Raw genomic sequence first — 21,005 nt, forward strand, 5'->3', positions numbered from 1 at the left:
ACGGCGCGCTGGCATCGGCGCGGCGGCGGGGTTAGAGCTTGCCCGGAAGAACAAGGATGCCAGACACACAATGACGCGTCTCCGTAACGCCGCCCTCCTGATCGCCGCGAGCGGCCTCGTCGTCCTGCCGGGGCAGGCCGCCGCGCCGCCCTACGACACGCCCGCGAAGGTCGCCTATATGGTCGATCTGTCGTCGGGCGCGACGCTCTACGCCAAGGATGCCGATCGGCGGATGCCGCCCGCGTCGCTGGCGAAGATGATGACCGTCTATGTCGCCTTCGATCTGGTGAAGCAGGGCAAGCTCAAGCTCTCCGACATGGCGACGGTCTCGCCCGAGACGTGGAAGAAGTGGCACGGGCCGGCGGCCGGATCGACGATGTTCCTGTCGGTCGGCGAGCAGGTCTCGATCGCGAACCTGCTGTTCGGCATCGTCACGCTCTCGGGCAACGACGCCTGCGTCGTGCTCGCCGAGCATATCGCCGGGACCGAGCCCGCCTTCGTCGCGGTGATGAACCAGAAGGCGAAGGATCTGGGGCTGACCAACAGCCATTTCGGAACGTCGAACGGCTGGCCCGACAACGGCGTGACCTATGTGACCGCGCGCGACCTGGCCAAGCTCGCGACCGCGACGATCCAGAATTACCCGGACATGTACAAGACCTTCTACAGCCGCCCCAATTTCACCTGGGGCAAGACGCTGGGATCGGGCGCGGACATCACGCAGGCCAATCGCGATCCGCTGCTCGGGCGCGTCGCGGGCGCCGACGGGCTCAAGACCGGGCATACCGAGGAGGCGGGCTATGGCTTCACCGGCTCGGCCGAGCAGAATGGGCGGCGGCTCGTGATGGTGCTGGCGGGACTCGATTCGTTCAACCAGCGCATCTCGGAATCGGTCTCGTTCATGAACTGGGGCTTCCGCGCCTGGCAGGCCAAGCCGCTCTTCCCGGCGGGCAAGCAGGTCGATACCGCGCCGGTGCAGCTGGGTGCCGCGCGATCGGTCGGCCTCGTCGCGCCGAAGAACTTGACCGTGACGATCCCGGCGGGGCTGACCTCGGACGTGAAGCTCACGGTGGCTTATACCGGCCCGCTCAAGGCGCCGATCAAGAAGGGCGATCATGTCGCCGATCTCGTCGCGCGCACGGGCGACGGGCCGCCGCAGGTGATGCCGCTCGTCGCCGCGAACGACGTGACCGCGGCGGGCTTCTTCGGGCGGATCGGCAACGGCGTGCACCGGCTGTTCGGCGGATCGTGAGCCCGACATCGTGAGCTTGGCGTCGTGAGCGGACCGGGGGGCCGCTTCATCAGCCTCGAGGGCGGGGAAGGGGTCGGCAAATCGACGCAGGCGCGTGCGCTGGCGGCGGCGCTGCGCGCGGCCGGGCGCGAGGTGATCGAAACGCGCGAGCCGGGCGGGAGCCCGGGCGCGGAGGCGATCCGCAAATTGCTGTTGGAAGGCGCGGGCGATCGCTGGGCGGCGGAGGCGGAGGCGCTGCTGTTCGCGGCGGCGCGCGCGGATCACGTCGCGCGGACGATCCGCCCGGCGGTCGCGCGGGGCGCGTGGGTGATCTGCGATCGGTTTCTCGACAGTTCGATCGCCTATCAGGGCGGCGCGGACGGGCTCGGCGACGAGGCGATCCGCGCGTTGCACGCGGTGGGTAGCAAGGGACTGCTGCCCGATCGGACGTTGCTGCTGGCCTTGCCCGAAGCGGAGGCGATGGCGCGCGAGGCGGCGCGTGATGCCGGCAAGTCGGACCGGTTCGGCGCGCGCGATGCCGACTATCATACCGCGGTCGGGCGGACATTCCGGCGGCTGGCCGAAGCCGATCCGGCGCGCTGGCGGATCGTCGATGCAACTGGGCCGGCCGAAACGGTGACGGCGCGTCTGCTCGACGCGATCGAGGATGTGGGATGAGCCTGATCGGGCATGCCGACGAGGTCGCGACGCTGCGCGAGGCCGTGCTCTCGGGCCGGCTGCATCATGCGTGGCTGCTGGCGGGGCCGGAGGGAGTCGGCAAGGCGACATTCGCGCGCGCCGCGGCTTTGTGGATGCTGGCGACGGCGGCGGGCCCGGCGCCGACCGGCGACGACTTCGCGGTCGAGGACGGGCATCGCATCGCGCATCTGTTCCACGCGGGATCGCATCCCGATTTCAGGATGTTGCGGCGGCTTCCGAAGGATAAGTCTGAGGAACTGGCACGCTCGATCCCGATCGATCAGGTCCGTGCGCTCCAGCCTCTGTTCGCGACGAGCCCGAGCCTGTCGCTGCGCCGTGTGGTCCTCATCGACGCGGTCGACGATCTCGAGCGGGCGGGCGCCAATGCGTTGCTCAAGAATTTGGAGGAGCCGCCCGCGGGGACGATCTTCATTCTCGTCAGCCATTCGCCGGGGCGGCTGCTGCCGACGATCCGCTCACGCTGCCGGCTGCTGCGTTTCTCCGGGCTCGACGAGGCGGACAGTGCCCGGGTGCTGCGGATCGCCCTGCCCGAACAGGATGCGGGCGAGATCGCGACGCTGGCGACGATCGCCGCGGGCGCGCCGGGACAGGCGATCCGCTTCGCCGGGCTCGACGTCGCCGGGCTCGATCGCGCGATCGACCGGATTGCGCGCGAGGGCGATGCGACGGGGCTCCAGCGGCTGACGCTCGCCAAGCAATTGTCGGGCAAGGCGGCGCAGGCGCGCTACGAGGCGTTTCTCGAGCGCGCGCCGGGCCGGATCGCGCAGGCGGCGCGGGAAGGCGGCGCGGATCTCGATCGCAAGGTCGCACTTTGGACGCAGGCGCGCGGGATCGCCGACGGCGCGGTGCGGCTCAGCATGGACAGCCAGACGACCGTGTTCGAGATGGCGGGGCTGCTCGCGAAGCTGGCAGGCTGATCAAATCCTCCCCTGCAAGGGGAGGGGGACCGTCGCGCAGCGATGGTGGAGGGGTAACGCTATCGGGGAGGCGGACACCCCTCCGTCATCGCTCTGCGATGCCACCTCCCCTTGCTGGGGAGGATCTGGGGCGCGCCACCTTTCCCCTTTGCCCCCGTCCGACTAGAGGCCCCTTCATGTCAGACCCTTTCTATATCACCACCGCGATCAGCTACCCCAATGGCAGCCCGCATATCGGCCACGCCTACGAGGCGATCGCGACCGATGCGATCGCGCGCTTCCATCGCCTCTCGGGCCGCGACGTGCTGTTCACGACGGGCACCGACGAGCATGGTCTCAAGATGGCGCAGGCGGCGCGCAACCGCGACATCACCCCGATCGCGCTCGCCGATGAAATGTCCGGTCAGTTCAAGCGGATGGACGAGGTGTTGAATATCTCGTTCGATCGCTTCATCCGCACGACCGAGCCTGCCCATTACGAAGCGAGCCAGGCGATCTGGCGGGCGATGGTCGCCAAGGGCGACATCTATCTCGGCCGCTACGAAGGCTGGTATTCGGTCCGCGACGAGGCCTTTTACGGCGAGGAGGAGCTGGTTGCGGGCGAGGGCGGCGAGAAGCTTTCGCCGCAGGGCACGCCGGTCGACTGGACGGTCGAGGAAAGCTGGTTCTTCAGGCTCTCGGCTTATGCCGAGAAGTTGCTCGAACTCTATGAAAAGCAGCCTAATTTCATCCAGCCGGACAGCCGGCGCAACGAGGTGGCGAGCTTCGTGCGCGGCGGGCTGACCGATCTTTCGGTTTCGCGGACGAGCTTCGACTGGGGCGTGCCGGTGCCCGATGCGCCAGGCCACGTCATGTATGTCTGGGTCGATGCGCTGACCAACTATCTGACGAGCACCGGCTATCCCGACCGCAGCGGCCCGCTCGCCCGATATTGGGATGCGGGCGCGACGCACATCATCGGCAAGGACATCGTCCGCTTCCACGCGGTCTATTGGCCCGCATTCCTGATGTCGGCGGACCTGCCGCTGCCCAGGCAGATTTTCGGCCACGGCTTCCTGCTCAACAAGGGCGAGAAGATGTCCAAGTCGGTCGGCAATGTCGTCGATCCGATCGGCATGGCCGAGACCTATGGCGTCGATCAATTGCGCTATTTCCTGCTGCGCGAGGTGAGCTTCGGCGCGGACGGCAGCTACAGCCACGAGGCGATCGTCACGCGCTGCAATGCCGATCTCGCCAACGGGCTCGGCAATCTGGCGCAACGCTGCCTGAGCATCATCGCCAAGAATGGCGGCGGCGTGGTGCCCGAGCCCGGCGCGCTCGCGCAGGCCGATATCGATCTGTTCGCGGACCTCGACGCGGCCGCGGACGAGGCGGGCCGCTTCATGGAGGAGATGGCGATCCACACTGCGCTCGGTGCGATCTGGGGCGCGGTCTCGGCCGCCAACGTCTATTTCGCCGAGCAGGCGCCCTGGGCATTGCGCAAGACCGATCCCGCAGCCGCCGATCGCGTGCTGTACGTGACGGCCGAGACGATCCGCCAGCTCGCGATCCTCGTCCGCTGGGCGATCCCGGCGAGCGCGGATGCCTTGCTCGACCTGCTCGCGCAGCCGCAGGACGCGCGCGATTTCGCGGCGCTCAAGAGCCCGCTCGCGGCCGGCACGGCGTTGCCGCCGCCGCAGGGCATCTTCCCACGTTGGGTAGAACCGGCCTAAGACCGACCGATAAGTTACGGAGAGGCAGGAGTTTCGTATGAGTGATACCGATTGGGGCCGCCGCGCCGTCCTGCACGCACGGTCCGACGCCGGATCCGAAATGGCGTTCGATTTCGACACGCTGGCCGACGGGACGCTCGGCGAAATGGTCGGCAAGGTCGCGGCGATGTCGTCGGACGAGCGCGCGCGCGTGATCATCGACGTGCCCGGCCAGGGCTATCTGACGGTGGGCGAAGTGCTCGCGCTGGCCGAGCGCCCGGATTTTCCCGCCGCCTGAGCCAAGAAGGCGGGTGACGCGCCGCGGCATCGCCCGTATTCCGGCGCGATGCTGATCGATAGCCACTGCCATCTCAATTATAAGGGCCTCATCGAGGAGCAGCCCGCCGTGCTGGCGCGCGCGCGCGCGCGCGGCGTGACGGGGATGCTCAACATCTCGACGCGCGAGAGCGAATGGGATGCGGTGATCGCGACCGCCGAGCGCGAGAGCGACGTCTGGGCGTCGGTCGGCATCCACCCGCACGAGGCGGACACGCATCCCGACATGCATGCGGCGCGACTGATCGAGGCGGCGGCGCATCCCAAGGTGATCGGGATCGGCGAGAGCGGGCTCGATTATTATTACGATCATTCGGATCGGGAGCGGCAGCGGACCAGCTTCCGCGCGCATATCGAGGCGGCGCGCGAGACCGGGCTACCGATCATCATCCACACGCGCGATGCCGAGGCGGATACCGCCGCGATCCTGACCGAGGAGATGGGGAAGGGGGCCTTCCCGGCCCTGATCCACTGCTTCACGGCGAGCGCCGATTTCGCCGCCAGGGCGCTGGAGCTCGGGCTCTATATCTCGATCTCCGGCATCGTGACGTTCAAGAATGCCAGGGATCTGGCGGAGACGGCGTCGAAGCTGCCCGAGGATCGCATCCTCGTCGAAACCGATGCGCCGTTTCTCGCGCCGGTGCCGCATCGGGGCAAGACCGGCGAGCCGGCGTTCGTCGCCGACACCGCCGCGTTCCTCGCCAAATTGCGCGGGATCGAGCTCGAGACGCTCGCCGGGCAGACCTCGGCCAACTTCTTCCGCTTGTTCACGAAGGCGCATGCATGAAGGCGATCGTGCTCGGTTGCGGCACATCCTCGGGCGTGCCGCGGATCGGCGGCGACTGGGGGCTGTGTGACCCCACCGATCCGCGCAACCGGCGGACGCGCGCGTCGATCGCGATCCGCAGCGCGACGACGACGATCCTCGTCGACACCGGCCCCGACATGCGCACGCAATTGCTCGCATCGGAGATTGGCGCGATCGACGCGGTGACCTGGACGCACGAGCATGCCGATCACACGCACGGCATCGACGATCTGCGCCAGCTCTTCCATGTCCGCGGCGCGCCGATCCCGGGCTATAGCAATGCGGAGACGCTGGCGGTGCTGGCCGAGCGCTTCGGCTATGTGTTCAACGGTCGCTTCGGCTATCCGGCGACGGCGACCGGCCATGTCCTGGAGCGGGACGCGACGATCGGCGATATCCGCGTCCGCAGCGTCGACATGCCGCATGGCGAGATCGTATCGCTCGGTCTGCGCTTCGAACTGGATGGCAGGAGCATCGGCTATGCGACCGATTTTCATGCGATCACGCCCGAAATGGAGGCGCTGTTCGCCGGGCTCGACATCTGGATCGTCGATGCGCTGCGCCATAAGCCGCATCCGACGCATCCGCATCTGGCGATGACCCTGGACGCGATTGCGCGGCTGGCGCCGAAGCGCGCGATCCTCACGCATATGGACCAGACGATGGATTATGCGACACTTGCGGCCGAGCTGCCCGCCGGCGTCGAGCCGGGGTTCGACGGGCTGGAGGCGATCGCGGCATGACCGAAAGCCAGATCCTGTCGCTGATCGCGGGCGTGATGGTGCTGGTGCTCGTCGGCGGCGGGCTGGTCCGGCGCGGGATCGAACCGCGGAAGGGCCTGCGGATCGCGGCGATCTGGATCGCGATCATCGTCGTGGCGACTGTCATCGTGAGCTGGGTCCAGCACCGCGCGATCTGATCTAAATTTTACATAATATATATTATCAAGATGAAGGATGATCGACGTGAGCGCGGATCCCGAGCCCTTCGCCCCTGTCGCCGAGCCAAAGCGCGCCGCCGAAGCGCTGAACGCGTTGCTTGCGGTAATGGCGCGGCTGCGCGATCCGGTGAGCGGATGCCCGTGGGACGTCGAGCAGAGTTTCGCGACAATAGCGCCTTATACGATCGAGGAAGCCTATGAGGTCGCCGATGCATGCGCGAACGGCGATCTGCCGGCGCTGAAGGACGAACTCGGCGACCTGCTCCTCCAGGTCGTCTTCCATGCAAGGATGGCCGAAGAGCTTGGCGCGTTCGCTTTCGCCGATGTCGCCGAGGCGATCGCCACCAAGATGATCCGTCGCCACCCGCACGTCTTCGGCGACGGCGAACGTGGCAATGATCATGTCCAGTGGGAAACGATCAAGGCGGAGGAGCGCAAGGCCAAGCCCGCCGACCCGAGCGCGCTCGCCGGGGTCGCGCTGGCTTTGCCCGCGCTGATGCGCGCCGAGAAGCTCCAGAAGCGCGCGGCGCGGACGGGGTTCGACTGGCCCGATGCGACCGACGCGCGCGACAAGATATTGGAAGAGCTCGACGAAATCGACGCGGCCGAGACCGCCGCGGAGCGCGAGGACGAGATGGGCGACCTGCTCTTCTCGGCGGTCAACTATGCGCGCAAGCTCGGCGTGGATCCCGAAGTCGCGTTGCGCGGGGCCAATGCCAAGTTCGAGCGGCGCTTTCGGGCGATGGAGGATGCGGACGCAGACTTTCCGGCGCTGTCGCTGTCCGACAAGGAAGCTCTCTGGCAGCGCGTCAAGCGAGGCTGACGCTCAGCCGGGCGCCCGCTCCCCTGCCCGGCGTCGCCGCATCACGCAGCCGGCCGCGCCGAAGCCGAGGATCATCAGCGCCCAGCTCGCCGGCTCGGGCACGTCGGCCGCCTGCGCCGCCAGCTGCGCGGTCGAGACGCGATAGGCGGGATCGTCGAGCACGCTGAAATCCACGTTCCAGCCGATCGCATCGAGCGCAGCGAGATCGAGCGCGCTGATCTCGCTGCACCTGGCCGAGGCCGGACGTCGGATCGAGGATGCCGAGCTGCGGCTGGCCTGCGGCACTTTCCAGCCAGTGCGATGCCTGGTGCGTGTCGCCATTATACGCGCCGAGCGAGAATGGCGCATTGCCGAACAATTGCGTCTGGCCGCCGTCGAGCGAGAAGAATTTGGGCGCGTCGCTCGTCGACCAATCGAGCACCCCGGGTGCGCTGTAACGGAACAGATCGAGCGTCCCCATCGTCACCAGATCCTCCAGCGAGCCGCTGCCGGGGCCGTTAGGCGACGTGCGCGCATCATAGCTGTCGACCCCGCTCAGGAAGCCGAGCGCATGGCCGATCTCATGGATGGCGACGCCGATGAAATCATAGGCGATCGGATCGACGCCATCGACCGGATTGAAATCGAAGGCGAATCCGCTGCTGAACGTGATGCTGCCGTCGATCGCACCGGATGCGATCGGCGTGCCGAGGGCATCGACGGTCAGCCCGAGCGCCTTGGCATTGGCGCGCGACATGGCGAGCGTCGAATTGTTGATGCCGCCGTCATTGTCGATCCGCGTCGCGCCGTCGACATAGCCGTTGCCGCCCGCATTGAGCGCATTGGCGGTGGCGACGACCGCGCCCGTCCCGCCCGGAACCGCGACGGTGCTCGCCGACAGAGGCTGGAGCCCGGCCACCGCGAGCGCATCAAGCGTGCTCGTCTGGGTCGCCGCTAGCGCATGATAGCCCTGCGACATCGAGATGATCGCGCGGTTGCTCGAGGTCGAGCCGAGGATGCCCGCGCCGAGCGACTGGAAGCCGATGTCGAGATTGACCGTGACATCGTTGGTCAGCACCGAGGACCAGAAGCTTGCCGCCGCATCGAAGCCCGCGCGCGCCTGGCTGCCGACCCCCGCCCCGCCCGTATCGATCAGATTGAAGCTCAACGCGGCCGCAGGACTGCCCGCCGCCAGCACAATGCCCAGCGCGAGCGCCGCGCAGGCCTTCCGGATCGCTAAAGCCACGTTACACCCCACCCTGCGACGTGCCCCGAAAGAAGGATACGTCCCAGAAACAAAAGTGCGACAGTCCGCGCGGCCGGTCAAGCCGTTCCGGCCCTCGCTCGGGCTCAGCGGCCCGCCGCGGCGCGCACCTGGAAGCGATCCCATTCGGACGGCGACAGGCGGACATCGAGCGCCATCGTCTCGGCATCGACCGTCTGCTGGAGTACCTCGCCATGCTCGTGCAGCCACGCCAAGGCCGCGCCGTCCGCGAGCGAGACGGTCAGATGATGGACCTCGGCGCCCGCGAGCAGGCGATCGGCGACGGTGCGGAGCAGGCTCTCCAGCCCCTCCCCCGTCAGCGCCGAGATCGCCGCGACATCGTCGCGTCGCTCGGCCTCCGCCATCAGCCGCTCCTTGTCCTCGCCGTCCAGCATGTCGAGCTTGTTCCAGATCTCGAGGATCGGCGCGGGCAGCGCGTCCAGATCGCCGCGTTCGGCATTGGGGCCGACGCCGATCTCGCCGAGCACCGCGAGCACGTCGCCGCGCTGCGCCTCGCTGTCGGGATGCGCGATGTCGCGGACGTGGAGGATCAGATCGGCGGCGGTGACCTCCTCCAGCGTGGCGCGGAAGGCGGCGACGAGCTGCGTCGGCAGATCGGAGACGAAGCCGACCGTGTCGGAAAGGATCACTTTGTCGAGCCCGGGCAGCGCGATCTGGCGCATCGTCGGATCGAGCGTCGCGAACAGCAGGTTTTCGGCCATCACGTCGGCGCCGGTCAGCCGGTTGAAGAGCGTCGACTTGCCGGCATTGGTGTAGCCGACGAGCGCCACGACCGGCCATGGCGCGCGCTCGCGGCGGGCGCGGTGGAGGCCGCGCGTCTTCTTGACCTGCTCCAGCTCGCGGCGGAGCTTAGCCATGCGATCGCGGATCAGGCGGCGATCCGCCTCGATCTGCGTCTCGCCGGGGCCGCCGAGGAAGCCGAAGCCGCCGCGCTGCCGCTCGAGATGGGTCCACGAGCGGACGAGCCGGCCCGCCTGATAATCGAGATGCGCGAGCTCGACCTGCAGCCGCCCTTCCGCGGTTGCGGCGCGCTCGCCGAAGATTTCGAGGATCAGGCCGGTCCGGTCGATGACCTTGGCCTCGCAGGCCTTTTCCAGATTCTGCTGCTGGACGGGGGTCAGCATCGCATCGACGACGACCAGTTCCGCCTCGGCCATGCGCGCGGCGGTTGCGATCTGCTCGACCTGGCCCGATCCGAACAGGGTCGCGGGCTTGGGCTGGCGGACGCGGAAGGACAGGCGATCGACCACGTCGAGCCCGATCGCGGCGGCGAGGCCGGCGGCCTCGTCGAGCCGCGCTTCGGTGTCGCGCAGCACGTCGCTGCGCTCGGGCAAGGCGATCACGGCGCGCGCGCCGCGCGTCACCTCGTCGACCGTTTCACGCTGGAAGCCGCTCATAGAGTCATAACGTCCACTATCCCGTTCGGTTCGAGCAGCTTCGAGCGTAGTCGAGAAGCGCCCGTCGAGAACGCCCGCACCGACTTCTCGACTACGATCTCGACAGGCTCGATCTGCGCTCGAAACGAACGGGGGATAGAAACAGCGCCGACTCTGCCGACCAGTATCAATCCTCGCCGTCTTCCTCGCCCGCCATCAGGTTGAGCGGTCGCATCGGCTGCACGGTCGAGATGGCATGCTTGTAGACGAGCTGGCTCATGCCGTCGCGGCGGAGCATCATGCAGAACAGATCATAGGCGGCGATCTCGCCCTGGAGCATGACGCCGTTGACGAGGAACATCGTCACCGGATCGCCCGACTTGCGGACGGCGGCCAGGAAGATCTCCTGCAAAAGCTGGGACTTCTTGTCCTCGAGCACCTTCTCGATATCGGCGAGATCGATCGGATGCGCGGGCATCACCGTGGAGATGGCGTGCTTGTAGATGAGCTGGCTCTGCCCGTCGCGACGGAGCAGCACCGAGAAATTGTCGAACCAGGTGATGATCCCCTGGAGCTTGACGCCCTTCACCAGGAACATCGTCACCGGCGTCTTCGATTTGCGCAACGTGTTCAGGAAGACGTCCTGAAGATTGACCTTATCGGCCATGTCCGGTTCTCCGGTCTTGGCGGGTCGTGGCCCGCGAGGCGCCCTTCATGGGCGTCATGTGTCCCGCCGGTTGCGGGGCTGCGACGAATGTATGGATTTTGCAGCGCAGCACAAGCGAAGATGACGGCTTACTCCTCTTCGCTGCGCGGATCGGCGAGGCCCAGCGTCTTGAGCTTGCGATGCAGCGCCGATCGCTCCATGCCGATGAATGTTGCGGTGCGGCTGATATTTCCTGAAAAACGCCGGATCTGGACGCGGAGATATTCACGCTCGAACGTCTCGCGCGCTTCGCGCAGCGGCGTGCCCATGATCGATTTGGACGCACCACCCGAGACGAGCTCGCTCTGGTCGCTCGTGACTTCCGGCGGGAGCATGTCCGCGTCGATCGTCGCAAGCCGATCGCCCGGCGCGAGGATGATCGTGCGCTCGATGACGTTGCGCAGCTGGCGGACATTGCCCGGCCAATCATAGGCCTGGAGCGCGGCGAGCGCCTCGGCGCCGAGCACCGGCGTCGCAACGCGGCGCTCGGCGGCGAAACGCGCGACGAAGCGCTCCGCGAGCGGCGGCACGTCCTCGCGGCGTTCGCCGAGCGGCGACAGGTGGACCGGTACGACGTTGAGCCGGTAATAGAGATCCTCGCGGAAGCGCCCGGCGGCGATCTCGTCGGCCAGATCGCGCGCCGTCGCCGAGACGACGCGGACATCGACCTTGACGATTCTGGTGCCGCCGACGCGGCTGAAGCTCTGATCGGTCAGCACGCGCAGGATCCGCGCCTGCGTCGTAAGCGGCATGTCGGCGATCTCGTCCAGGAACAATGTCCCGCCGTGCGCGGCTTCGAGCAGGCCCGGGCGGACGAGTTCGCCCCCCTCCTCCACCCCGAACAATTCTTCCTCGACGCGGTCTGGCGTCATCCGCGCGGCGGCGACGACGATGAACGAGCCGGTCGCACGCGTGCTCCAGTCATGGAGAAGCCGCGCCGCGACCTCCTTGCCGACTCCCGCCGGCCCGGTGATCAGCACGCGGCTGCCCGTCGCGGCGACGCGCTTCAAGGTCGCGCGGACCGCGTTGATCGCGCCAGACGTTCCGGTCAGTTCGGTCTCCTCGCCGAACCGCTCCTTCAGCGAGGCATTTTCGCGGCGCAGGCGATCCGTCTCGGTCGCACGCGCGACGAGGTGGAGCAGGCGCTCGCTCTCGAACGGCTTCTCGATGAAATCGATCGCGCCCTGGCGGACCGCGGCGACGGCGGTGTCGAGATTGCCATGTCCGGAGACGACGATCACCGGCAGCGTCGGATCGCGCCGCTTGATCTCGGCGAGCAGCTCCAGCCCGTCGAGCCGCGAACCGTGCAGCCAGACATCGAGCAGGGCGAGGCTCGGGCGACGCTCGGCGATGGCGGCGAGCGCCGCATCGGCGTTGGCGGCGGTGCGCGTCGTATAGCCTTCGTCCTCGAGCACGCCCGCCACGAGCTCACGAATGTCGGCTTCGTCGTCTACGACCAGAATATCGAGGGCCATGCTTCAGGTCGCTCCAGATGAATATGTCATTCGGCGGCAAGCGAACGCTCGGCCGGCGGAGCCCCCTCGCCGCCGGCGAGCGGCGCGAGCGCCGCGGGATCGAAGCAGAGACGCACGACGGCGCCCCCGCCTTCGCGGTCGGCGAAGCTCATCTGCCCCAGATGATCCTCGACGATCTTCTCGACGATCGCGAGGCCGAGGCCCGTGCCCTTGGCGCGCGTCGTCATATAAGGTTCGGTCAGCCGTTCGCGCTCGGCGGGCAGGCCGACGCCATTGTCCGACACGGTTAGCGCGAGGCGGTCCTTGTCGAAGCCGATCGCGAGCCACAATTGTCCGCCGGGCTCGTCGCCGAAGCGCGCCTCGATCGCCTCGATCCCGTTCTTGACGATATTGGTCAGCGCCTGGCCCAGCTGGCGGCGGTCGCAGACGATCGACGGGCCGGGATACGGCGCATCCAGCATGATCTCGATATTGGGATGCGCGACCTCGGCGAGGAGCAAGGTCTCGCGGGCGACATCGACGACGGGCTCCTCGGCGAAGCTCGGCTTGGGCATGCGCGCGAAGGCCGAGAACTCATCGATCATCCGCCGGATATCACCGACCTGGCGGACGATCGTGGAGACGAGCCGGCTGAACGTGCCGCTATCGTCGACGATATCCTTGCCATAGCGCCGCTGGAGCCGCTCGGCGGCGAGCTGGATCGGGGTCAGCGGATTCTTGATCTCGTGCGCGATGCGCCGCGCGACATCCGCCCAGGCGGCGCGGCGCTGGTCCGAGAGCTGCTGCGTGATGTCGTCGAAGGTGAGCACGTGCGGCGAGTTGGGCGCGGCGCCGGCACGGCCGGCGGTCACCGCCAGCGTCCGCGGCTCGGTCCCGGCGGCCAGCTGGATCACGGCTTCGCGCTGCCCGGAGGCCAGCAGGGCCGCGAGCTCGGGTGCGATATCGTCGAGCCGCGCGCCGATCGCGCTTGGCTGTTCGCCGCCGAGCATCGCGCTCGCCGAGGGATTGATGATCGTGACGATGCCGTTGGCATCGACCGCGATCACGCCCGCCGAGACCCCGGACAGCACCGCCTCGGTCAACGCACGGCGATTTTCGAGCGCGCCGGTCTGCTCCTGCAGGCGGCGCGTCATCCGGTTGAAGGCGGCGGCGAGCGTACCGACCTCGTCATGCTTGGCGTTCGAGGCGACGCGCGCGCTCAGATCGCCGCCGGCGACGCGCCGCGCCGCGCCGACCAGCTCGCCGATCGGGCGGACGAGTCGGTCGGCGACGGCCAGCGCCACCCAGATCGCGATCGCCACGATCAGCAGCGATCCCGCGAACAAAGCCAGGTTGAAGCGGAACTGGAGCGTGCGCGAGCGATCGAGCAGGCTGGAATAATCGTTGATGGCCGAATTGGCGCGTCCCGCCTGCGCCAGCACCAGCGGATCGGCATATCGCGATATCCACAAATAGGTGCCCGTATTCTTGTCGAACTGCAGCACCGATTCCAGCCGGTCCGGTAGAACGCGCGTATGGGGCTGGCCGTCGCGCAGGCTGGCGAGGATCGCGGGCGGCAGGCGCTTCTCCAGCGCCCGCTTGTCGAGATTCGCGCCCCAGATGAGCTGCTCGCTCTTGTCCTTCGCGATCCGGATCATCGCCGCCTGATCGAGCGAGCGATAGAAGACCTGGCTGGCGAAGTAGCTGTCCCAGCGCGGATCGTCGGCATCGGCTTCGTTGAGCGCGCGCAGGATATCCCCCGCCATTGCGGTATTCTCGGTGGCGAGCCGGTCGCGATGCTCCTTCACATAGGTCTGCGCGACCTTGTCGGCATTCTGGAGGACAACGCGCGTGCGATCCGCGAACCAGAATTGCACGCCATATTGAAACAGCAAGGAGGCGAAGAGCACGACGAGCAGGGTCGGCAGCGCCGCGATCGCCGAGAAGAGCGCGACGAGGCGGACATGGAGCTGGCCGCGTCCCCCGAGCGAAGAACGCTCGGCGCGCGCGCGCGCGATGCGCCGAGCGATCAGCACGAGCAGCCCCATCGCCGGGACGAGCGTGCCGACGAGCAGGAAGGCGACGAGCACGGGCGTCAGCAACCGCTGCGGCGATCCGGCATGATTGAGCGTGGCATAGGCGACCGCCATCATCGCGATCGTCAGCGCCAGCGTGCCAAGCTCATAGACCAAGGCGGCCTGGGGTCCGCGCACCCACAGAGCGAGCCGCCGTCGCCATCGGGGTGCCCGTGTGCCGAACCGCTGGCCGAGCTGCGGGGCGGATGCCTTCATAGTGGCCTTATTACCACAGCGACGTGGCAGGGCAAACACAGCCGGTCGCAGCGGCCTGCCGTTCGTCGCACACTTGCCTGCGCCTAGTCGGCCTTGCGCACAACCGGGCCGACGCCGAGCTCGGTGAGCTTCTTGCGCAGCGTATTGCGATTGAGCCCCAGCAGCTTGGCCGCCTTCAGCTGATTTCCCCGCACCGCCGCCAGCGCGAGCCGGAACAAAGGCCGCTCGACCTCGGCGAGCAGGCGATCATAGAGGCCGTCCGGCGGCAGGTCGGTGCCATAGCTCGCGAGGTGGCGGGCGAGATGATGCTCGATCGCCTCGCCGAGGCTGCTCGCCTCGGGAACGATCGTGCCGCCCCCCTGCCCGTGCACCAGCTGCTGCTCGACGAGCGCCGCGCCGATCACCGGATCGCGGCTGAGCGCGGCGAGACGGCGCATGAGATTCTCGAGCTCGCGGACGTTGCCCGGCCAGCCATGCTTCTCCAGCCGCAACGCCGCCGCCTCGTCGAGCGACTTGCGCGGCAGGCCGTTGGCGGCGGCGCGATCGAGGAAATAGCGCGCGAGCAACGCCACGTCCCCGCCCCGCTCGCGCAGCGGCGGCAGGCGCACGGGCACGACGTTCAGCCGGTAATAAAGATCCTCGCGAAAGCCGCCGTCGGCGGTCAGCCGGGGCAGATCCTGATGCGTCGCCGAGATGATCCGGACGTCGGCGCGGATCGCGCGCGCCGACCCGACCGGCGTGAACTCGCCAGACTGGAGCACGCGCAGCAGCCGGGTCTGCGCCTCCAGCGGCATGTCGCCGATCTCGTCGAGGAACAATGTTCCGCCCTGCGCCTGTTCGAAACGGCCGGCGTTGCGCTGGGCCGCGCCGGTGAACGCGCCGCGCTCATGCCCGAACAATTCGCTCTCGATCAGCTCGCGCGGGATCGCGGCCATGTTGACCGGCACGAACGGCGCCGCCTTGCGCGCCCCGAAATCGTGGATCGCGCGCGCGACCAGTTCCTTGCCGGTGCCGGATTCACCGAGCACGAGCACGGTCAAATCGTTCGAGACGACGCGTGCGATCGTCCGATAGACCTCCTGCATCGCCGGCGAGCGGCCGATCAGCGGCAATTCCTCGCCGGGTTCCTCCTCGACCGGATCCTCGCCCGACTGGGTCGAGCGCAGCGCATCGGCGACGGTGCGCGTCAGCTCGCCGAGATCGAAGGGCTTGGGGAGATAGTCGAACGCCCCCTGTTCGTTGGCGCGCAAGGCGGTGGTGAAGGTATTCTGCGCCGACAATACGATGACCGGCAGTCCCGGCTGGCTCGTCCGCAGATCGCCGACCGCATCGAGGCCGTTGCCGTCGGGCAGGACTACGTCGGTGACGAGCACGTCGGGGCGGAAATGCGCGAAGGCGCGGCGCTGCTCGGCGAGGCTGCCCGCCACCTCGACGACATGGCCCGCGCGACGCAGCGCTTCGCGCACGACGGTGCGGATCGCAGCGTCGTCGTCGGTGACGAGGATGCGCCCCGAGCGCGTCGGCGTCACCGCGTCCGCTCCGCGCGCGGCAGCAGCAGCCGGAACACGGTCCGCTCCGGCCGCCCTTCGCGCGCATATTCGACCATCCCGCCCTGATCGACGATCAGCTTTTGGACGAGCGCGAGGCCGAGGCCGCGCCCGGTCGGCTTCGAGGTGACGAACGGATCGAACAGATGCTCGGCGATATCGGCCGGCGGCCCGGGTCCGTCATCGACGACGCAGACCTCGATCGGCAGCTCGCGGCGGCCATAGCCATGATCGGTCAGCATGCGGATGCCGTGGCGATAGGCGGTCGTCAGCGTGATCGTTCCCCCCAAAGGTCCAAGCGCTTCGGCTGCGTTCTTGATGAGATTGATGAGGATCTGGACGAGCGAATCGCGATGGCCGAGCACCGCCGGCAGCGACGGATCGTAGATCTCGCGCACATGGATCGTGGTCGGCATGCCCTGCACGGCCACGGCGCGCGCATGTTCGAGGATCGCGTGGATATTCTGCGGCCCGCAATCGAGCGGACGGGTATCGGTGAAATTCTCCATCCGATCGATCAGCGCGGCGACGCGATCGACCTCTTCGCGGATCAGTCGGGTCAACGGCCGGGCATCGTCGTCCGCGCCCGTCTCCAGCAACTGCGCCGCGCCGCGTATGCCCGAGAGCGGATTCTTGATCTCGTGCGCGAGCATCGCCGCCGCCCCCGCCGCGGTGCGGCTGCCGCCCTCGCGCGCGCTCCGCCGCGCGATCGGCCCGGCGGCGGGATGCAGATGAAGCGTGATGACGCGCCAGCCCGCCCGCTCGGGCCAGGGCGAGACGAGGAGATCAGCCTGCTGCGCGCGGCCGCCGGGCAGGACGATCTCCTGATCATAAGCCGTGACCATCGTCTCGTTGGGCAGCGAATTGAGCGTATGCCCCATCACCTCGAAGATCGTCATGCCGACGATCGCGGCGCGCGAGAGGTTGAGCAAGGATTCGGCGGCATTGTTCAGCTCGTGGATCACCCCGTCCGCGTCGATCGCGAACAGGGGCGTCGGCAATGCGGCGAGCAGTTCGTCCGAAGGCGCGGGTTTGCGGCGATCGACCGGAGGCCGACCGAACACCGTGCTCAGGCCGCCGCGCGACACGCCCACGGCGCATAGAATTCGGCGAGCATAGCGAGCACGACTGCGGCATCGGGGATCTGGTTGACGCGGTTGCGGAACTCGGCCGACCCGCTGAGCCCCTTCGTGTACCAGCCGAGATGCTTGCGGGCCATGTTGACGCCGACCTCGCCGCCATAGACGTCGAGCATCGCCTGGTAATGGCCGACGATCACCTGATATTGCTGGTCGAGCGACGGATCGGGGCGGCGCTCGCCGGTTTCGAGCCAGCGCATCACCTGCGACAGCAGCCAGGGGCGGCCATAGCTGCCGCGGCCGATCATCAGCCCGTCCGCGCCGGACAGCTCGAGCGCCTTGTCGGCATCCTCGATCGAGCAGATGTCGCCGTTGACGATGACGGGGACCTTCACCGCATCCTTGACCGTGCGGATGAACGCCCAGTCCGCCTCGCCCTTGTACATCTGGCAGCGCGTGCGACCGTGGACGGTGATCATCTGGATGCCGAGATCCTCGGCCATGCGCGCGAATTCGGGCGCATTGAGGCTCTGATGATCCCAGCCCATCCGCATCTTGAGCGTGACCGGCACGTCGACCGCCTTCACGCAGGCCTCGATGATCGATCGCGCAAGCTCGGGCACGCGCATTAGCGCCGAGCCCGCATCGCCGTTGACGACCTTGCGCACCGGACAGCCCATGTTGATGTCGATGATCGCCGCGCCCTTGTCGGCGGAGAGCTTGGCCGCCTCGCCCATCTCATAAGGCGTGCAGCCGACGAGCTGCATCGAGACGGGCTCCTCGATCGCATCCCACATCGCCTTCTGCAGCGACTGGCGCGTCTCGCGGATCGCCGCCTGGCTGGCGATCATCTCGGTGACGTTGAGGCCCGAGCCGAAGCTGCGGACGATGCGACGGAACGGCAGATCCGAGACGCCGGTCATCGGCGCCAGGATCACGGGCGTTTCGATGCGGACCTTGCCGATCTGGATGGGAGCGAGACGAGACACGATTCGCTCCTGCACCATTTTGGCTGCCTAAAAAAGCGGCAACTGATCGCATCGGCGCCCGCGGGCGTGGCAGCCATCCTGCGATCGGCCATTCTCTTTCGGCGCGGCGCGCGATAGGGGCCGCGCGATGGCGCAGTTCACGACCGCTTTGATCGTCGCCGCCGGCCAAGGCACGCGCTCAGGCGCGGGCATGCCCAAGCAATATCGGAAGATCGCCGGCAAGAGCGTGCTGGCGCATGCCATCGACGCTTTGCAGGCGCACCCCGCGATCGATGCGGTGCAGATCGTGATCGGACCTGGCCAGCAGGAGGCGTATGCCGAGGCGATCGGCAGCCGCGCTCTGCCCGCACCCGTGATCGGCGGGGCGACCCGGCGGGAATCGGTGGCGAACGGGCTCGCCGCGATCGGCGGCAGCCGCGTCCTCATCCACGATGCCGCGCGGCCGTTCGTCCCCGGCGAGGTGATCGATCGGCTGCTCGCCGCGCTCGATGGCCATGCCGGCGCGGTGCCGGTGCTGCCGGTCGCCGATACGATCGTCCGCGTCGACGAGACCCTCGGCGAGGTGGTCGCGCGCGAGGCCTTGCGCCGCGTCCAGACGCCGCAGGCCTTCCGCCTCGATGCGATCCGCGCCGCGCACGCCGCCTGGCCGGCGGATCGCGATGCGAGCGACGATGCGCAGATGCTCCGTGCCGCCGGCCATGCCGTCGCGATCGTCGAAGGATCCGCCTTGCTCGAAAAGCTTACCTACCCGTCCGATTTCGCAGCCGCCGAGCAACGACTGGCACGGTCGCTCGTCTCGCGGACCGGGCTCGGCTTCGACGTCCACGCTTTCGATACCGGGACCAGTGTGTGGCTCGGCGGGATCGAGATCCCGCACACGCGCGGGCTTGCGGGGCACAGCGATGCCGATGTGGCGCTCCACGCCTTGACCGATGCGCTGCTCGGCACGGTCGGCGCGGGCGATATCGGCACGCACTTTCCGCCGTCCGACCCGCAATGGCGCGGTGCCGCGTCGTGGCGCTTCCTCGATCATGCGCGCCACCTCATCGTCGCGGCGGGCGGCCGCATCGATCATGTCGATCTCACGATTATCTGCGAGGAGCCCAAGATCGGGCCGCATCGCCCTTTGATGCGTTCGCGTATCGCCGAACTGCTCGGCATCGAGGAAGGAAAGGTCAGCGTGAAAGCGACCACGACCGAAAGACTGGGTTTCACTGGCCGCCGCGAAGGCATCGCCGCGCAGGCGGTGGCGACCGTGCGCGTCCCGGAGAGCGACGCATGAAGCGCCTCGCCCTCGCTCTGGCGGCGCTCGCTTTGCCCGCCTCCGCATCCGCGCAGGCGCTGCGCTGCATTCCTCAGGATCAGGCGGCGGCGCTCGTCACCTTCGCCCTGCCCTCGCTCGTCGGGGGGCTCGCGCAGCGCTGCGGGCCGGAACTCCCGCGCGCTTCCTATCTGATGGCGAACAGCACCGCGCTCGCCGATCGCTATCGTCCCGACGCCGCCGCCGCCTGGCCGACCGCGCGCGCGGCGATCGCCGGCATCTTCACCCAGTTCCTCGGCCAGGAAATGCCCGCCGAGATGAACGGCGATCTGGTCCGCCAGCTGGCCGAGCCTTTGCTGGGCAGCCTGCTGGCGAAGCGGATCAGCACGACGGATTGCCTCGCGGTCGACAGCGCCATATCGGCCGCAGCCGCGCTGCCCGGCCGCAACGTCGGGCGGCTCGCGGTCGTCGCGATCACGCTGGCCGACAAGAAAGACAAGGGGATAGCAGGCGTGCTTCATATCTGTCGGCCGGAGATGCGGCCTTGACCGACTCGATTCTCCCGGCCGAACTGACGGATCTCGCCCAGCGCGTGATCGACGGCAATCGGGCCGCGGGGCGCCGGATCGCGGTCGCCGAGAGCTGCACGGGCGGGCTCGTCAGCGCCGCGCTGACCGAGATACCGGGCTCGTCGGACGTATTCGTGGCGGGCATCGTCACCTATGCCGACGAAGCCAAGATGAACCTGCTCGCGGTCGCGCAGGACGTGATCGAGACGTTCGGCGCGGTCAGCCTCGCCACCGCCTGGGCGATGGCGAACGGCGCGGTCGAGAAGACCGGCGCGGATCTCGCCGTCTCGATCACGGGCATCGCCGGCCCGACCGGCGGCAGCGAGCGCAAGCCGGTCGGCACGGTCGTCTTCGCGCGCTGCATCCGCGGCGAGAATCCGGAGAAGGGCAAGGCCGATCAGCGCGCGTTCGGCGATCTCGGCCGTTCGGGCATCCGCCTTCAGGCGGCGCTGTGCGCGCTCGAACTGCTGCTGCCGGACGGACTATCGGAGGCCGGCGCGTAGAGGACGGCGGCGCGCTCCTCGAACGCGCCGATCATCTTGCGCAGCGCGCGATCGAACACCTGCCCCGCCAGCGCCTCGAAGATCCGGCTCTTGAACGCGAAATCGACGGTGAAATCGACGAGGCAGCCGCCCTTCCCGTCCGGGCGGAAGGTCCAGTCGTTGGTCAGGTAGGCGAGCGGCCCGTCGACATAATCGACGCGGATCCGGTTCGGCCGCTCCTTCGTGACGCGCGAGGTGAATTTCTCGCGCAGCGCCTTGAAGCCGACGAGCAGGTCGGCGACCATCTCGGTCTCGCTGTTCGATTTCATCCGCACGCCGACCACCCAGGGCAGGAACTCGGCATAATGGCCGACATCGGCCACCAGATCGAACATCTGCTCGGGCGAGTAAGGCAGCGCGCGCGTTTCGGAGTGCTTGGGCAAACTTATTCCTCCCCGGCACGGGGAGGGGGACCGCCGCAGGCGGTGTAGGGGGCGTCCGGCGAGGCGTAGCGCTGATGG

At 68.1% G+C, this 21,005-nt stretch carries 21 protein-coding genes and 1 pseudogene; 12 read left to right on the top strand and 10 right to left on the bottom strand.

Features of this window, described 5'->3' with window-relative positions; translation table 11 throughout:
• Positions 1-70: 70 nt before the first annotated feature.
• The 9 genes from Q4F19_RS01730 to mazG all read left to right on the top strand — a co-directional run bounded on the left by Q4F19_RS01730 (position 71) and on the right by mazG (position 7,466).
• Complete coding sequence (locus Q4F19_RS01730; RefSeq protein WP_303539413.1) at positions 71-1,252, top strand: D-alanyl-D-alanine carboxypeptidase family protein; 1,182 nt, start codon at positions 71-73, stop codon at positions 1,250-1,252.
• Between the two features lie 24 nt (positions 1,253-1,276).
• Entirely contained in the window at positions 1,277-1,909 is a 633-nt protein-coding gene (tmk, locus tag Q4F19_RS01735; protein WP_303539414.1) for a dTMP kinase, read from the top strand.
• Positions 1,906-2,868 carry an AAA family ATPase gene (locus Q4F19_RS01740; protein WP_303539415.1) on the top strand — a complete coding sequence of 321 codons (963 nt, stop codon included), beginning with the start codon at positions 1,906-1,908 and terminating at the stop codon, positions 2,866-2,868. Before tmk ends, Q4F19_RS01740 begins: the two co-directional genes overlap by 4 nt.
• A 176-nt stretch (positions 2,869-3,044) precedes the next feature.
• The gene (metG, locus tag Q4F19_RS01745) at positions 3,045-4,580 is read left to right on the top strand and encodes a methionine--tRNA ligase (protein ID WP_303539416.1); all 1,536 of its coding nucleotides are present in this window, start codon (positions 3,045-3,047) and stop codon (positions 4,578-4,580) included.
• Positions 4,581-4,617: 37 nt separating this feature from the next.
• Complete coding sequence (locus tag Q4F19_RS01750; protein WP_303539417.1) at positions 4,618-4,857, top strand: hypothetical protein; 240 nt, start codon at positions 4,618-4,620, stop codon at positions 4,855-4,857.
• A gap of 48 nt (positions 4,858-4,905) precedes the next feature.
• Positions 4,906-5,682, top strand: a complete 777-nt coding sequence (locus tag Q4F19_RS01755; RefSeq protein WP_303539418.1) for a TatD family hydrolase — start codon at positions 4,906-4,908, stop codon at positions 5,680-5,682.
• Positions 5,679-6,446, top strand: coding sequence for an MBL fold metallo-hydrolase (locus Q4F19_RS01760; protein ID WP_303539419.1), 768 nt, complete (start codon positions 5,679-5,681; stop codon positions 6,444-6,446). Before Q4F19_RS01755 ends, Q4F19_RS01760 begins: the two co-directional genes overlap by 4 nt.
• Positions 6,443-6,622, top strand: coding sequence for a hypothetical protein (locus Q4F19_RS01765; protein WP_303539420.1), 180 nt, complete (start codon positions 6,443-6,445; stop codon positions 6,620-6,622). The genes Q4F19_RS01760 and Q4F19_RS01765 overlap by 4 nt, the downstream gene beginning before the upstream one ends.
• A gap of 127 nt (positions 6,623-6,749) precedes the next feature.
• Entirely contained in the window at positions 6,750-7,466 is a 717-nt protein-coding gene (gene mazG, locus Q4F19_RS01770; protein ID WP_303539933.1) for a nucleoside triphosphate pyrophosphohydrolase, read from the top strand.
• 3 nt (positions 7,467-7,469) lie between these two features.
• Here the strand turns inward: mazG and Q4F19_RS21370 are convergent, their stop codons facing one another.
• The 9 genes and pseudogenes from Q4F19_RS21370 to dusB form a co-directional block, all read right to left on the bottom strand.
• Positions 7,470-7,814: a PEPxxWA-CTERM sorting domain-containing protein gene (locus Q4F19_RS21370; RefSeq protein ID WP_341850154.1), complete on the bottom strand. Its 345-nt coding sequence runs from the start codon at positions 7,812-7,814 to the stop codon at positions 7,470-7,472.
• A pseudogene (locus Q4F19_RS01780) lies at positions 7,750-8,835 on the bottom strand (NF038122 family metalloprotease); the annotation flags it as partial. The gene Q4F19_RS21370 and the pseudogene Q4F19_RS01780, both read right to left, overlap by 65 nt.
• A complete protein-coding gene (hflX, locus tag Q4F19_RS01785; protein ID WP_303539421.1) occupies positions 8,796-10,127 on the bottom strand; it encodes a GTPase HflX in 1,332 nt (443 codons plus the stop codon). The gene hflX and the pseudogene Q4F19_RS01780, both read right to left, overlap by 40 nt.
• A 166-nt stretch (positions 10,128-10,293) precedes the next feature.
• Entirely contained in the window at positions 10,294-10,773 is a 480-nt protein-coding gene (hfq, locus tag Q4F19_RS01790) for an RNA chaperone Hfq (RefSeq protein WP_303539422.1), read from the bottom strand.
• 128 nt (positions 10,774-10,901) lie between these two features.
• Positions 10,902-12,287: a nitrogen assimilation response regulator NtrX gene (ntrX, locus tag Q4F19_RS01795; protein ID WP_303539423.1), complete on the bottom strand. Its 1,386-nt coding sequence runs from the start codon at positions 12,285-12,287 to the stop codon at positions 10,902-10,904.
• Between the two features lie 26 nt (positions 12,288-12,313).
• Positions 12,314-14,557 carry a sensor histidine kinase gene (locus Q4F19_RS01800; RefSeq protein ID WP_303539424.1) on the bottom strand — a complete coding sequence of 748 codons (2,244 nt, stop codon included), beginning with the start codon at positions 14,555-14,557 and terminating at the stop codon, positions 12,314-12,316.
• Between the two features lie 83 nt (positions 14,558-14,640).
• The gene (gene ntrC / locus Q4F19_RS01805) at positions 14,641-16,086 is read right to left on the bottom strand and encodes a nitrogen regulation protein NR(I) (protein ID WP_303539425.1); all 1,446 of its coding nucleotides are present in this window, start codon (positions 16,084-16,086) and stop codon (positions 14,641-14,643) included.
• Positions 16,083-17,192, bottom strand: a complete 1,110-nt coding sequence (locus Q4F19_RS01810) for a two-component system sensor histidine kinase NtrB (protein WP_303539937.1) — start codon at positions 17,190-17,192, stop codon at positions 16,083-16,085. Before Q4F19_RS01810 ends, ntrC begins: the two co-directional genes overlap by 4 nt.
• Entirely contained in the window at positions 17,174-18,172 is a 999-nt protein-coding gene (gene dusB, locus Q4F19_RS01815; protein WP_303539426.1) for a tRNA dihydrouridine synthase DusB, read from the bottom strand. Before dusB ends, Q4F19_RS01810 begins: the two co-directional genes overlap by 19 nt.
• 127 nt (positions 18,173-18,299) lie before the next feature.
• On the opposite strand from dusB, the gene Q4F19_RS01820 reads away from it, so the two are divergent.
• From Q4F19_RS01820 to Q4F19_RS01830, 3 genes are read left to right on the top strand one after another with little or no spacing between them, the layout of a single operon-like run.
• Positions 18,300-19,454, top strand: coding sequence for a bifunctional 2-C-methyl-D-erythritol 4-phosphate cytidylyltransferase/2-C-methyl-D-erythritol 2,4-cyclodiphosphate synthase (locus Q4F19_RS01820; RefSeq protein ID WP_303539427.1), 1,155 nt, complete (start codon positions 18,300-18,302; stop codon positions 19,452-19,454).
• Positions 19,451-19,981, top strand: coding sequence for a hypothetical protein (locus Q4F19_RS01825; RefSeq protein ID WP_303539428.1), 531 nt, complete (start codon positions 19,451-19,453; stop codon positions 19,979-19,981). The genes Q4F19_RS01820 and Q4F19_RS01825 overlap by 4 nt, the downstream gene beginning before the upstream one ends.
• A complete protein-coding gene (locus tag Q4F19_RS01830) occupies positions 19,978-20,505 on the top strand; it encodes a CinA family protein (RefSeq protein WP_303539429.1) in 528 nt (175 codons plus the stop codon). The genes Q4F19_RS01825 and Q4F19_RS01830 overlap by 4 nt, the downstream gene beginning before the upstream one ends.
• Here the strand turns inward: Q4F19_RS01830 and Q4F19_RS01835 are convergent.
• Complete coding sequence (locus tag Q4F19_RS01835) at positions 20,442-20,927, bottom strand: type II toxin-antitoxin system RatA family toxin (protein ID WP_303539430.1); 486 nt, start codon at positions 20,925-20,927, stop codon at positions 20,442-20,444. The genes Q4F19_RS01830 and Q4F19_RS01835 overlap by 64 nt on opposite strands.
• Positions 20,928-21,005 lie beyond the last annotated feature (78 nt).

Origin of the sequence: Sphingomonas natans, from assembly GCF_030546695.1 — a bacterium.
GTDB lineage: Bacteria > Pseudomonadota > Alphaproteobacteria > Sphingomonadales > Sphingomonadaceae > Sphingomonas_I > Sphingomonas_I natans.

Coding starts and splice junctions, on each gene's coding strand:
- Q4F19_RS01800 (WP_303539424.1), bottom strand. CDS start 14,557: ATGAAGGCATCCGCCCCGCAGCTCGGCCAGCGGTTCGGCACACGGGCA.
- hflX (WP_303539421.1), bottom strand. CDS start 10,127: ATGAGCGGCTTCCAGCGTGAAACGGTCGACGAGGTGACGCGCGGCGCG.
- Q4F19_RS01740 (WP_303539415.1), top strand. CDS start 1,906: ATGAGCCTGATCGGGCATGCCGACGAGGTCGCGACGCTGCGCGAGGCC.
- ntrX (WP_303539423.1), bottom strand. CDS start 12,287: ATGGCCCTCGATATTCTGGTCGTAGACGACGAAGCCGACATTCGTGAG.
- Q4F19_RS01760 (WP_303539419.1), top strand. CDS start 5,679: ATGAAGGCGATCGTGCTCGGTTGCGGCACATCCTCGGGCGTGCCGCGG.
- Q4F19_RS01765 (WP_303539420.1), top strand. CDS start 6,443: ATGACCGAAAGCCAGATCCTGTCGCTGATCGCGGGCGTGATGGTGCTG.
- Q4F19_RS01750 (WP_303539417.1), top strand. CDS start 4,618: ATGAGTGATACCGATTGGGGCCGCCGCGCCGTCCTGCACGCACGGTCC.
- Q4F19_RS01730 (WP_303539413.1), top strand. CDS start 71: ATGACGCGTCTCCGTAACGCCGCCCTCCTGATCGCCGCGAGCGGCCTC.
- mazG (WP_303539933.1), top strand. CDS start 6,750: ATGGCGCGGCTGCGCGATCCGGTGAGCGGATGCCCGTGGGACGTCGAG.
- hfq (WP_303539422.1), bottom strand. CDS start 10,773: ATGGCCGATAAGGTCAATCTTCAGGACGTCTTCCTGAACACGTTGCGC.
- Q4F19_RS01825 (WP_303539428.1), top strand. CDS start 19,451: ATGAAGCGCCTCGCCCTCGCTCTGGCGGCGCTCGCTTTGCCCGCCTCC.
- Q4F19_RS01755 (WP_303539418.1), top strand. CDS start 4,906: ATGCTGATCGATAGCCACTGCCATCTCAATTATAAGGGCCTCATCGAG.
- Q4F19_RS21370 (WP_341850154.1), bottom strand. CDS start 7,814: ATGCGCCATTCTCGCTCGGCGCGTATAATGGCGACACGCACCAGGCAT.
- Q4F19_RS01820 (WP_303539427.1), top strand. CDS start 18,300: ATGGCGCAGTTCACGACCGCTTTGATCGTCGCCGCCGGCCAAGGCACG.
- metG (WP_303539416.1), top strand. CDS start 3,045: ATGTCAGACCCTTTCTATATCACCACCGCGATCAGCTACCCCAATGGC.